Here is a 13,211-nt window from a genome sequence, read left to right as displayed (position 1 = left end):
AAACACGCAACAAGAATCAATTTTCCTTCTGTCGGGTGGAGTTCAACCGGCTGCGTCGCCAGCAGGCGAAGCGTAGCTGCTTCTGCGCGTAACGAACCATATGACGTCAAATCTCGATAGATTCCGCAAGGATCTAAAAAAACTCATCACGAAAGGTGAGAGTCTTCAACTGGCCCTGCAATTTGATTGCATGACGGAGGTACAGAAGCAGTCCGCTCTCAAGAAACACAAGGAGTTTCTTGAGAGCCTTCCGAAATTCAATGATGAGTATCAAACCTGGTACTCCGAATCCCTCGCGCTACTTCGACAACTTCTGCCGGATAGAGTCGCCGATTTTGTGCGTCACTATGAGAAGCCTAAAAATCGGAAGCAAATCGACGCGGACAGCTACCGGATTGAGGATGCCCTGCAGGGCCTTCGAACCAGCCGAATCGGGGAAGTACTCGCCGACCGCACCTCTGCACTTCCTCATCTGGCTCAGCAAATTGCGATAGTGAAAGCCACCGAAGCGAGATTCGAAAGCTCCCTCTTTGATATACGCCAGATTGTTCAAGCTGACCTCTTTGACTCCGAATTATCGGCGGCTCAAGCTCTTGCAAAGTTTCGTTTTCATCGGGCTGCTGGCGCCCTAGCGGGTGTGGTGCTGGAAAAGCATCTTGCGCAAGTTTGCATTGACCACAACGTGAAACCAGCAAAGAAGAATCCGGGAATCTCAGATTTCAATGAGGCCTTGAAAGCGGCAGATGTGATTGGCGTTGCAGATTGGCGATTTATTCAGCATCTCGCCGATATTCGGAATACCTGCGACCATGGGCGTGAAGAGCCAAAGCCAGAGCAAGTAACTGACCTCATCTCAGGTGTGGAGAAAACAATCAAGACGATTTTCTAGCAGCACGCCACGCCGTACCTACGGCAGCTACATTATAATTCTCACTCGCTGGACGCTAAGCCTCAAGCTCGCATCTACTCGACTTCTTTTTGGAGTTCCGGCGGATCGCATTTCGGCCCCAGCGCACGGCGCGGCAAGTCGGATACCCAACATCATTGAATCCGGCTGGCGGCGAGGACGATTAGAGAGAGAGCGCCTCGCCCCTTTCTTAGGCAGCATACCTATGAAAGTCCGCTTTCCACTGAAGATCGCTCTCTCAACTTGAGAGTAGAGTGTCTGCAGTTGGCCGATCTCGGTCCGATAGCCGCCGCGAAACCACGCCCGTCTCTGACCGAACCCATTGCGGGCGATCGATCACCCGCCCACTTGGCCGGCAACATTCAAGTGCGGAGCCGACACTTGAATGTCTGTGCCGCGGTAACGGTCTATAACCGTGCCTAACTTGTGCTGGTCCGAGCTCACCCGCGTGGCTGTGGGAGAGGCTAGCTCTTCTCCTGCCAAGACGCAGCGTGAGAATGGGTAAAGAAAAGCTTTGCATCGCTTGACTCCGGGACTATCGCCAGGTCTGCTAGCAGGCCCGCAACCTCGCGATACTGACTCCCTTCCTCGTCTACCGGAAAGTGCCGTGTGACCGGAGTCGCCAAGGACAGCGCCTGAAGAACTGCATTGCGCGAGATATCATCACCCAGCGTCTGATGATGGAATCTGCAAAGAATCAGCAAATTTGAAGCGCCTATCTGCCCCTTGTTTTGCAGGTGTTCGACGTGATGCGCTTCTATCAGCCCCTTTCGATGCAGTGGCAGATAGATGTAGCTGCGCGGCGGTGTAACGTCCAGAACATTGCGCTCGCCCAGACATGCCTGGCAGTGCCACGCGTAGTGCTTTTCCTTGAGATTCCCGATGTGCTCGTCCTCTTCGATGCTGTGCCGCATCTCATCGGTCGTACCTGATCGCGAACGCCTGTGCTTGGTTTTCTCAGGACGATCGGGATAAGTAGGATTTGTTATCGGCTTGAGCGGGGTAGGGTCAGGGGCGACTGGCGTCTTTTCGGCATCTGCAATCCCGTGCCCCTTATGTGCTATGCCGCCTTCATCGCTGCCGTCCGTAGCGCCATCTGTCTGCGCAGACGCTGCATCTTCGACTTCTTCGTCCCAATCATCTACAAAATCTTCATAGGTCGTGCTCTTCGCTTGGCTATGGACTGCCTTCATTAGTCCATACTCGTATAGCGGATTGGTGCCCGTTTCGAAGAGATGGACTGCAAGAGCCGCGTAGAAAGCAAGCTTACGGTCGGAACGTGTGTCGACGCAAATTTGCCGTGTGGGCTGGTCGAATCCGCTCTCCCGAGGAATTTCGTATTCTCGCGCGTACACCTTAAAAACCGCCGTGAGATTCTGTGCCACCCGCACGCCCGCAACTTCCCGCAGAAACTGCCGCCATCCATGCCGTAAGGCGCTGTTGGGTACGCCATGAACCGGTAGGCGTTTGGGGAGTGTGCTCAGAATATTGCGGGAACATACAAGCGCCAGCTCGCGTTGGAGGGCTCCGTCAGCGGTTGTCTCGGAACCAGTAAGCAGGCGCACGGGCCGCCCCGCAAAGTCCCGCAGTGATCGAACCCCAGCGGCCCTCAGGATGTCGAGAATATTTCCGTCCACCTGAGGCGCTTCGACGATTGCCAGGCGCATTCGTGGGCGGTCGTCGAGCACGTCTTTCTGGATTTCCTCAAAGTCAGGGAGGTAGACTTGACTTGATGGTGCCTGCGCCTGCTTGATGCTCAGAAGCGCGAACTCACCGCGCCCGTCGTGAACAGCGAGACAGCGCTTGTCGGGATACAGGCTGACCCATTTGGAAGGGCCGTTCTTGCGATCGTTCCAGTGACGAAGAATCTGCTGCCTATGCTGGCGCTGTATACTATTCGGCTGGGCAGCAAGCCAGTCAAAGAATGCCTGTGATAAGTGTTCTCGCAAAGCAGATCTGACCACGCCTGTCCGCTCGAGAAGCGTGACGTGTTCGGGCACGTCAGGTGTCGCCTTCATCGGGATTTTCCACTGCCCCCACCAATCAATCTTGCTTGGAAAGCAGAGCTGGCTTGGACAGTACAGCTTCGAACCGACCTCAATCATCTCTACGTTAGACAATTCAGAAAGCTCGCGCCCAACCTTACTATATGCCTTCAGCCGGCTAAATATGGCTGTCTGATCAGGCGCCGCACGAAAAGCGCGGAGGATTGCCGACACGCTGGGTTCAACCATTGCCCCTAGTTGACGATAGAGCGCATCCCGATGACCTGCCGCAATGTCCTGGTGAAGAAGCGCGCAGTTTGATGAGAGCGCTCCCTGTATGTGTAAATCGCTGATGTTACTCAATTCACCCGTCAGGGAGAGAGTCTTATGCGAATTTGCTATCTGAATGACGGGAAAGCCTTCGCCCAATAGAAACTCGAGGACGTCTTCCGTTCTATTGACGATTGACTGCAACTCCGGGGCGTTCCCCTGGTTCAGCGCAACTTCAGCCAGCTTCTGTTGAACGGCGTGCCATATGGAAAGCTCTGCTTCAGTGAGCTTCGTGCGCAGCCGAAGACTTGCGTTTGAGGCAGTCCGTAATCCCGGAAACGTAGTCACAGTATCGGCTGGTGGCGATTGAATTTCCGCCAGTACCGTCCGAAGGTACGCGGACTTCGGCACGCAGTAGTGATCCAAGCCATGAAACGTGCCATCTTGTGCCGGCCAGATAGGGTAGCGGGCAATTCCCGAAAGGGTCTTCGGCATTAGCTCGGTGTAGTTCTTGCGCAACCACGCAAGGAATCGGAGCCGGCTCTCGGGTATCACCTTCGAGAAATCAAGATTCGATACATGCTCGTCAATCTTGAAGTTCACGATCTTTGCTGCCCCATCCTTTAAGATCGCAGCATTGACAAGCGACCGATGAAGTATTGTTGGCGGACGTACGCCAGGCACGGGGGGCGGGGCCTTCAGACTTCGTCTTATCTCGTTCCACTTTGCGGCCCGCCCGTCGTCAGTTGGCAAAACCCCTCCCTCGCGCAGACTACGCATCAACTCCGCGGGTAATGTAGACGCAAGCCTTGCCATCTCCAATGCGCGAAGAACCACGATGCTGTGCCCCAGCCACTGGTCGAAGCCGGCTGGCTCTGGATTCGGCTTACGGACGAATACCTTTCTGGCGGCGTCCTGTTCCGAGAATCGTTCTACTGCTTTATCGCCATTACGTTTTAATCGTAAAAGCGTCTCAACGAAAGACTGTGGTGTCTCCGGATGCAGCGCTTGGCCATACTCGGCAGCGACTGCCACAAGATCCTTATTCAGGGCATATTGGGCGTGTGATGGTGTCGCCACTAAGATTGACCTGCCTGGCTCGGAGCGGGAAAAGCGCTTCGATGGAGAGCGTCTACCTTTTGGGACGGCAACAGCAAGCGCACCAGCAGCAACAAGCTCTCGCGCGAGCGCATCCTCGGCAGCCCGATCGGTACGTTGTGGATTGGAGGCGAGAAGTAAGGCGCGAGGCCCATACAGCGGGACCAGTTGACCTGCCATCAGGTCGACAAAGGCCTTGCGGCCCGATAGGGCAATCAGGGTGTTTCGACCATCGTCGCTGAGGCTGTGCCTCGCACGCCCTGAGATGAATGGTCCGGACACATCGAACCCCCAGCCATTGCTCAGATGCTCCTTTGGGTATGCGATAGGGTACCGTGAGCCGCCTAATCCAGACTGCGGCGCGAGTTTTCCGTCGACATTCCAACTAATCTCGCCAACAATTTTCTTACCACGTCGGAATAAGCGCGGGACTTTGGCGTGGTCATCCGCTGCGAGATCTATGGCGAAGGGAATGCAAAGCCGCCTCGCGACGATGCTTCCCCGTCCGCCATCGTCAGCTTGCTTACACTCCCGCAGAAAGAAGCGCGGCAAACGGGGGGCCGGAGAGCAACTGAATACGAATGTAGTTCGCCTCAATCCGTGCGCCAACACGAGTTCATAGCGCCACGAACGACCGGGCGCTGATGCGCACATAAACCGATCAGCAGACTGTTCTACAGAGTCCTCAAAGAGACCGACAATCACGCTCTGGTCAATTGGCTCCAGCGGGTTACGCTCGGGGACATTGAGCGCTCGCGTGCGATATGGAATGGTGATCCGGACGCCCGAGGCCGGCGCGGTGGGGTCCGATATTGGGGCCCACGCGGCCGGATAAAAATCGTCCGGTCGACGACTATTTCCCCGCACAGTGAGATCGGCTCGTTGCCCGCCTGACTGCACTAAGATCCGGTCTCCAATCAGGAACGCCGAGCGCAGCCCATGGTTCTTGGACCCGATACCGTCGCGCTTAGCGGCAACGTCTGAGCCCGCTCCGAGCACATATTTCAGTCGGTGCCAACCGGTACTATCTATTGGCGATCCATCACCGGAGCAGGTTACTGCTTTGGGACCAAACACGATTTCGGTCCGGGTTGCGCCCGCGTCCAAATCGTTCTGCACCAGTTCGACAATGAGATCTAACAGAGATAGTTCACCGAGAAACTGGCTGACGACGGCCGGAACATCGATGTGTACCTCGGGAGTACCCTCCCGGTCATAGCTTACTTGTAGATCGGCCAAAGTCTCCCCCGAGATCTTTTTTTCGTTTGTCAGAAGAACGGCACGCTAACGAGGAAGAATACATGTACGGGACTCGGAATGGCGCGAAATGCAGAGGCGCAGCGCCATGCCTGCAGACCGTGCTCCCAAAAAGCGCTTATGCTGTCGGCAGACGGCAGACGGCAGACGGCAGACGGCAGACGGCAGACGGCAGACGGCAGACGGCAGACGGCAGACGGCAGACGGCGTTCGTTGCAAGCCAAATTGCGAAAAATGAATGGTCTGGCGTTAAAGCATTAGTGGCGGTTTGCGGGACAGGTCTGCCATTTGAGGGGCCGTTCACGAGGAGCAACAGGTGACCGAAAATGGCCGACAACGGTCCTCCTAGCACGCCGAACCTCGGCGCTGGGCCCGCCTGGCCGGGTTCTTATCGCTCTTGCGGCGACAGCCGCCATGCCGGAATGACGTCGTCGAAACTATCGAACCATTCCCGGATTGCGTCGGCCACAATGCTTGGAGTAATCCGGCGATCTGCACCCGAACTTTGTTCGGGCATTTTCTTGACGCGGCCGGCCAAAGCCACGCCCCCAGATTTCTGAAGGATAACGGCTATCGGTCGGCACCGATTACCTATCTCGCCTCCGCTAGGGTTCCCGCAGGTGCGGGCAGCCAAACTTCCATCATCCCAGGTGTACCGGTGAAATTCTTGGGCAAGGGGCGTGCGACGCCGTTTGCGAGTCCGCTTGCTGTGAGCAAAGCGGTGGCGCATTCCGACTGGGAAAGCGGCTCATGCATGATGACAGCCGGTCGCTTCCAGCGATATGGCGATTTGCTACCGCGTGCCTCTGCAGAGGCGACAACGTTCTCGACGTCCGTGACGATGATGCCGGCACCGCTTGCCAATCGAGCAACGCGCATCGCTTCCGGCCGATCATCTTCGCTGTAAAAGTTGATGACAATGGATTGTCCCAGGCAGGATGATAGTCGAGGTGCTTGAGCTGGTTGCGCGGTGCTCGGATCAAACGTGCTCCTCGTCGGTTGCGAACCCGCTCCGGGGGGCGAACTCCCGCGGGCGGCATCTTCCAGGTGCTTCCAGTGTGAGAAGCGCGCTCTCGCTTCCTGTATGAGAGCGGGAGCTCGCCGTGCGACTTGTGCTTCGACAACGGCCAAATCCGTCTCGCGGTACCGATAGCTCCCGCAGAGTGAGTTGTACCGCTCGATACCCGCGTTGAACTGTCTGACCTGATATTCGGATGTTCCGTCAACCAGTTTCCGGATTTTCTCCAGTCGTACTCCTTCGAACTTGCAGTAACGCAACTCGTCTTGGGAATAGGCTTGGCCCGAGCTTAGTGGCGTGGCCTCTTTGAAGTCGTCGACCAACGCTGGCGCGGGGGGATCGTTTTCCCAAGGCTTTGAAGAAGTCGCGGCCTGTTGTTGGAAGGGCGGAGCTGTTGTTGAGGGCGTTGCTGCTGGGACGTTGGCGTCAACGGGACCAGCGGGCTGTTCTTTTGATCCATCGATAAGTTTCAGGACCACCACTAAAAAGGCGATGATGCATACAAGTATCAGAGGGGACCGATATTCACTCCCTTTTGATGCACTTGCCTCGGCCTTACTCGTTTGGGCGTAACCCGGCGATGAGTCTGGCTCCGGGCTCGGCGTGCCCGTGGACTCTTCGGCGGAGGCTTGTAGCCCTTTGTCAGAATGCTGAGGGATGTTGTCTGCAGGGTGATCCGCAATGGCGCGTGTCACCCGCTCGCCGATCCGCGCGAAGCCGTCGATATATTCTGTGCTCATGCCGGAGCCTTATGGGAGTTCGCCGCGCAGCAGCTTGGTGAGATTGCCGTCCTTGGCCAAGTAATTTAGTGCTGCCTCTAGTACGGGAGCGTTGGGCGTGTCGCGATAGACAAGGTCGGTATAGACTTTCTTGTTGCTCGCTGACAGGAGTCGCAAATAGCCGGCTCCCGATTGCCACCTCAGATCCTCCCAGCCGCACGGGATTAACTTACCACTGCCAAACATGCGTTGCTCCTGAAGAACAGCGCCGTCACGTGAAAGTGTGCAGCCGGAAAAGTGCGCCATCTCTCCACGTGCGAGAAGATCTAGTAGGTCGCGGATCAGACGCCCCATCACCGTGTCCCAAAGCATCTGGATGACTTCGCTAAAGCGCCCCTGTACCTTTTCCTCCGACTCCATAAATGTGACACATTCGATTTGCATCGTCCGGCGCCCGCTTTGGATCCAGACGGTGTACTTCCGATTGGTTCTGATGCCGTTGTAGTATTGTTTGAAGACACCCCAGCGCACGCTCGTGATGTCTGAGAGGGGGAGGGTCTGGCCCTGATATGAAATCCCATCAGGAGAGCTGCGGAGGATCCGATCGCCGATCAGGATGCGGCGCGTAATTTTCTCCTCCCACTCGGCAATTTCCGCCTTACTACGCTCTTCGCTCTTGCGAAGGTTGTCCAGAGCGGTCACATCTTCGTCAAGCTGCTCGCTATAGAGCGTCAGACCAGAAAAGAGTTCACGCTGGAGTTCCGTTAGCCGTTGCCCTTCGGCCATCATGTTATGGTCATTGACCATTTTCAGCGTCACGCGTCGCAGTGATGCCGTGACGGCCCGAGTATTCGGCTCATCCTTCCCCTGTGACGTGGAAGCGAGGAGGAGTGGGCTGGCAATCTGTTCCCAGAGCCGGAGCATGCGCTCGAGATCGTCTATCTGCGGCTTAGCCCGCGATGAATAGCCACTGAATCCATCGAGCGCGCCAACCACGTGGTCGCAGTACGTTTCGATATGATCTCGTAGGTGATCCAGGTGTTGCTGAACACCCGCCTCGTACTGGGTCACAAGATCTGAGGTGAGGGTGGTCAGGGCGGCATCCTTGCCGTTCATTTCCTCGCGAACAATTCCGGTCAGGACGCTGTCAGGGCGCTCAACTTGCGCTAGGCCGTCGCGCATGACTCGCGAAAAGTCCGCGCGGCGAGCCTGCAGGAGGTCATCGATTTGCTCTGTGCCAGGGACGGCCGGGAAGCCGGCGGCTTCTCTATCTTCGTTGACCGTCAACAGGAGCTCGTGCGTATCGATGCACTGGAAGCGATTCGAGAGAACTTCCAGGGCGACGGCAACTTCCTTCTCGTTGCGACTCTTCCGAGGTGTAAGCCAGGCAGCTACGAGGTTGCAAGCGGCAAGCGGTGGTATCCCGTTGATCTCGACAATCGGCAACGCGTCTTGCTGCGCCATCTCCGCGAGGGATTTTGCGCGGCGGGGTGCAACGCCTGGCAACCAGTTCAACTCGGCGTTAAGCCGTAGCCGAGGCGTGGTCAGGGTTGTCCGCGCGTCGTTGCAAACCTCGGCGTCAGCAACAAGGCTGCGTTCTTCCGCCTTGTCGATGAGCGCGTGCCGGTCGTCCCGCACAGAAGCGCGCAGAACAAAAAAGGGCGAGTCCAGGAGGCTGGTGGTCATACAAAGCCAAGCTTGTGGGTCTTAGGAGTGCTTGTGCTGCGGTCGAGGCCGGCGACGGCCCGCTCAATCGCGTCGTCGTCAATCTGCTGCCTGCCAGCCTTGGCTGTCAACCGAGCGGCTTCTTGCACGGCAAAGGCGACATCCGAGACGGGGCGGCCAGCCAGGTTGGCCGCGAGTTGGTCTAGATCCAATGATGAACTGTGGGCGCGTTTCGAGAACAGTTCATCCAGCAGGCTGCGGACTTCTACTTGGCTCGGCATGCCGACCTCGATGATGTGACTGAAGCGGCCGCGCCTGAGGATTGCCGGGTCGATCAAGTCGACGCGATTGGTCATTCCGATGATGAGGACCTGATTCTCAATCGCCTCGGGAATTCGGCGAAGGAACTCGGCGACTTCTTCCACCCGGTGTTCGCCACCCGTTTCACGATCGGCCAGATATGCCTCCATTTCGTCGATCACTACGACAGAGGGCTTTTGCTCGATTGCGCGGGTAAATATCTCGCCAACCTTTCGACTCGTCTCGTGAATGTACTTCGAGCCGATAGAGCTCGCATCCAGATGGAATGCCGGCCAACCCAGATACTTAACCAGAGCCGCGACGGCATAAGTCTTACCGCATCCAGGCGGGCCGTGAAGAACGATGGCGTCGGGACTGGTGATGCCCAAAGATCGGTAGCGCTCGGCGTGTCGAACGAGATCAACCACGTGGTCATTGAAGAACTCTTCCAGCCCAGGCCGGCCTGGTAGCCGGAAGGACTGTCCAAGGGACAGGGGAGCATCGTGGCCAGCCTCGGCCGATTCCGATAGTGACGATGCGCTGTCGGAAGTCGCCGCAAGGCCGGCTGCCACGGTTATAGCGCGAAGCTGATTGAGCGTCAGCCCTGGTCGCAGGAGTTGCAAGCAGCGTGAAGTCGCCAGAGCGGAAATTTCCACGCCGCCAGTCAGGTAGCGCCCAAGGAGAACGTCATCCGTGACCGGATGGGTCGGCTCATTAGTGGGCAGAAGGATGCTGAACTTCTCGAGGTAGATCGCCGCCCCGAGCACCGTATCAGGTAGCTTTTCGCGCGTGCGGCGCAAAGCGGAGGAGAAGGCGATCCCGTGGTTAGGGTCTTCTGGTTTGGTAGCCGCGTCGAGTCGTTCGAGAATGTACCGCTTCTCCGAAACGAGGACGTAATACTCGCGATCCCCATATGGCAGCTCGTGGAACGCGCCTTCCTCCAGGAGCTTGGCGTCCAGCCATTGCTGGGCGAGTCCAGTATCTACGATCAAGGCGTGGCCGGCTTCGCCAGCAAGCTCATAGATCTGAAACGAATTGGTCTCAGAATCTGCGGCGAGCTTGCCAACGAGCAGGGCGCCGGGCAAGGTGAAGCCCCGGGGCAGCCAGGGAACCATATGCATGGTCATCCCCGCAGAATATTCACGCCGGCGAGCATGTCGCTGTCATTTGCCGAGTAGATACGGATCAGGCTCAGTTCGCCCAAGATTTGCCGCAAAGTCGGGATGTCATTGCCACGAAGAGCTTGATCACCAAGGGCGATCAATTGCTCGAAGCGCGCTTGGTCGCTGTACATATGGGCTTCATCCCGGCGGAGGTGGAAAAGGTCCACGATCCATCCGTCATGCTTCCATAGGATGTTGCGGGCCAAATCCCAGCCGTTCTCTAGCAGATGTTCAAACTGACCATCGTTAGTAGCGATCACGCGTTCTGCTGAACGGACGACATTGGAGAAGGCCGTGACTTCGGCTGGCGTCGCCACGTCTCGCACCACAGCGTCAAAGCTTCGCTGCAAACGTTCCAGTTCGACGGCTCGCATATCGGAAAGGTGTTCCTTTCGCACCTTGCTTAGAAGCCGGCGAGCTTCCAGTACCTGATCCTGGCTTTGCTTACATGCCTCGGGGTCTGCGCTTTCCCTTACGCGCTCGCGTGCCTCCTCAAGCTTGGCTCGTGCACGGTCCAGCTTCTCGTCCGAGACCTTCTCGGCTGCGCTGTTAATGCGTTCCAACATCCCTTCGACGTCGTCCTCCACCTGCTTGCCGGCGTGAGTGAAGTCGATCTGGCCTTCCTGCCGGGAGTAGAGGCTATGGCCGTTGAAGGTTCCGGCGATACTCGGCACACTCACCGTCGCGGTGATGTTCCCTGAGTCGGCGACCTCGTACTCGAATTGCAGTTCGGCGCCCGCCTGGATGACCCCCTCATCGAAATCACTGCCGGAGATTTTCAGCGTGCCGATCATCCGGTTGTCGGTAGGAGGATTCTCGATTTCTCCTTCCCACAACTGAATGCGCAGGGCATCGGTTGCGCCGGCCCGCAGTGAATGCTCGGCGCGGAAGGTCTTGCGCCCCTTCTTCGGGAGCGCATCGCCGGCCTTGACGAGGTACTCGAAGCCGACTTGTCCGCCGATCCGGTCCTTGACGGTTACCCCGATGGAGTGAGACGCCGGGATGGCATCGATGCTAGCCGTCGTGCGTGTGACGGTTATCGTGTCCTCTGGCAGCGGCATTGGACCGCCATGCGGGTCAAAGACGAAGACCTTGAATCGGTTTTCGCCTTGCTTCGCAAGGGGAAGTGTGGCCGTCGCCCCATCGGTAAGGGCCATGCGCCCCGACGACCAGCCAGTATCGAGGCTATCGATTTGGAAAGTTGCGCCGTCAGCAACATTCTTGGCGGCGATCCCGAGGCGAGCTTTAACGTCCGGCGTCCGCGCTTGGAAGGTCAGGCTGATCTGAGCGTCGCCGGTCTTCGAAGCGATCGAGCCGCGGCTTGACTTGCGCCCCCGCGTTTGAGACGACCAGTCTATGCTTTCCGCAAAGATCGCCGCCCCCTCAGCTACCGCGACCATCGGGTTGACGTCAGTGCTGCCTTCGATGCCAAGCTCAAACGCAACTTTTTCGCGCAGGGGGCGATACTGAGTGGGCCCACCGACGAAGACAACACGCTGGACCTGGTCTGGCGTGAGGTGTGCACGGGACAGAACCTCCCGGGCTGCCTCGATCGAGTCGTTGACCTTATCGGCAACCAGGCGGTCCAACTCAGACTGCGACAGCGTGACGTCGAGATAGATGTCTTCGCCGTTCTCATCCTGAATTCGGACCTCGGCATCCGGTACATAGATCGGCGTTTCGGCGGAGCCAGAGGCGGAGAGACGGATCTTTCCCTGCTCGGCGTGGTAGGCCAGGAGCCGCATCATGCCTTGGTATTTCTTCTGCGTAGAGAAATTGTCCGGCAGCGCAAAATTTTCCAGGAGCCACGGTTTGATGACATTGTCGACGATGGCTCGGTCCCAGTCCCGCCCGCCGTTCATCGCGATGCCGCCGTTCTCATGCAATGTCACTCGTCCCGCGACGCTCTCGGCCAACGCAATATCAAGTGTCCCGCCGCCGAGGTCATAGATGAGGAACATGCCGTCGGACTTACGTGTGCGCATGACGCTCATGACCGCGCTGACCGGCTCCTGCATCAGCGCGACGCGCCCGATGCCGGCCATTTCGGCTGCAGCAAGGGTTGCGTCCTTCTGCATTTGATTGAACGCCGCCGGCACTGTGATCACGGTGCCAGTTTCTGGATCATTCCGGACCGCTTCAGGAATATAGGAATAGAGGACACGCAGTATCTCGGCGCTGCACTCTTCAGGCGACATGGTGATGCCCATCGCTGGAATCCGGATGGGTGTTGATGTTCCCATCAGTCGCTTGAACAGAATGGCGGCGTTGTCCGGCGAGCGTGCAGCCGATTGATAGGCGCGGAATCCGAAGTACTTGCTACGTTTGTCCAGGTAGATCGCAGACGGGGTTACGTCCTGCTGCTCAGGACTCTTATAGAGCTTGAGCTCCTCACCATCGTAGGAGCAGATGACACTATTGGTCGTGCCGAGATCGATTCCGACGTAAGTCTTGGTCATGGTCAAGAGGCCTTCTTCACGGTAACGGATCCCATTCGGACAAGGCCATGAATGCCTAGGATGGCGGGCTCGATCGTTTGCTCGATGACAAGATGGTCCTCGGCAGCAAAATCTGCGAGGTTGATGGCTGTGACGGGTAAGCCGGTATCGAATGTCTGCCCATCAAACTCGACCTGGCGGAGGTCAAGGCTGGCGAGATTGTCTTCAATTTGCTTCTGGAAGTAGCGGACTTGGCCTTGATATCGCTGGGCTTCGGTCGCATCAACCTTTGATAGCAGGCGCTGATAGACCTTGATGAAGCGCCAACTCTCGACGCAGACGTTCACAAGGGCATCCTGACTGGGCCCGCTGGTCGCTACAGCATTCTGGC

The 13,211-nt window shown here is 57.4% G+C and carries 7 protein-coding genes; 1 reads left to right on the top strand and 6 read right to left on the bottom strand.

Annotated elements, in window-relative coordinates; all coding sequences use genetic code 11:
• The first annotated feature begins 100 nt into the window (after window positions 1-100).
• Complete coding sequence (locus ACW4E8_RS25710; protein WP_456807097.1) at window positions 101-889, top strand: hypothetical protein; 789 nt, start codon at window positions 101-103, stop codon at window positions 887-889.
• 482 nt (window positions 890-1,371) lie between these two features.
• Here the strand turns inward: ACW4E8_RS25710 and ACW4E8_RS25705 are convergent, their stop codons facing one another.
• The 6 genes from ACW4E8_RS25705 to ACW4E8_RS25680 form a co-directional block, all read right to left on the bottom strand.
• Window positions 1,372-5,499: a hypothetical protein gene (locus tag ACW4E8_RS25705; protein ID WP_456807096.1), complete on the bottom strand. Its 4,128-nt coding sequence runs from the start codon at window positions 5,497-5,499 to the stop codon at window positions 1,372-1,374.
• A 609-nt stretch (window positions 5,500-6,108) separates the two neighbouring features.
• Window positions 6,109-7,275: a hypothetical protein gene (locus tag ACW4E8_RS25700; protein ID WP_456807095.1), complete on the bottom strand. Its 1,167-nt coding sequence runs from the start codon at window positions 7,273-7,275 to the stop codon at window positions 6,109-6,111.
• 9 nt (window positions 7,276-7,284) lie between these two features.
• Window positions 7,285-8,940: a hypothetical protein gene (locus ACW4E8_RS25695; RefSeq protein ID WP_456807094.1), complete on the bottom strand. Its 1,656-nt coding sequence runs from the start codon at window positions 8,938-8,940 to the stop codon at window positions 7,285-7,287.
• Window positions 8,937-10,340, bottom strand: a complete 1,404-nt coding sequence (locus tag ACW4E8_RS25690; RefSeq protein WP_456807093.1) for an AAA family ATPase — start codon at window positions 10,338-10,340, stop codon at window positions 8,937-8,939. The genes ACW4E8_RS25695 and ACW4E8_RS25690 overlap by 4 nt, the downstream gene beginning before the upstream one ends.
• Before the next feature lie 2 nt (window positions 10,341-10,342).
• Window positions 10,343-12,841, bottom strand: coding sequence for an Hsp70 family protein (locus ACW4E8_RS25685; RefSeq protein ID WP_456807092.1), 2,499 nt, complete (start codon window positions 12,839-12,841; stop codon window positions 10,343-10,345).
• A 2-nt stretch (window positions 12,842-12,843) separates the two neighbouring features.
• A complete protein-coding gene (locus ACW4E8_RS25680; RefSeq protein WP_456807091.1) occupies window positions 12,844-13,167 on the bottom strand; it encodes a hypothetical protein in 324 nt (107 codons plus the stop codon).
• Window positions 13,168-13,211: the final 44 nt, after the last annotated feature.

The organism is Cupriavidus sp. CP313 (genome assembly GCF_054072015.1).
The sequence above is the reverse complement of the archived record's forward strand: the minus strand, read 5'-3'. Positions and strand labels throughout refer to the sequence as shown.

What these genes read in the sequence shown, in the direction of transcription:
- ACW4E8_RS25710 (WP_456807097.1), top strand. Translation starts at nt 101, where the DNA reads ATGACGTCAAATCTCGATAGATTCCGCAAGGATCTAAAAAAACTCATC.
- ACW4E8_RS25700 (WP_456807095.1), bottom strand. Translation starts at nt 7,275, where the DNA reads ATGAGCACAGAATATATCGACGGCTTCGCGCGGATCGGCGAGCGGGTG.
- ACW4E8_RS25695 (WP_456807094.1), bottom strand. Translation starts at nt 8,940, where the DNA reads ATGACCACCAGCCTCCTGGACTCGCCCTTTTTTGTTCTGCGCGCTTCT.
- ACW4E8_RS25690 (WP_456807093.1), bottom strand. Translation starts at nt 10,340, where the DNA reads ATGCATATGGTTCCCTGGCTGCCCCGGGGCTTCACCTTGCCCGGCGCC.
- ACW4E8_RS25685 (WP_456807092.1), bottom strand. Translation starts at nt 12,841, where the DNA reads ATGACCAAGACTTACGTCGGAATCGATCTCGGCACGACCAATAGTGTC.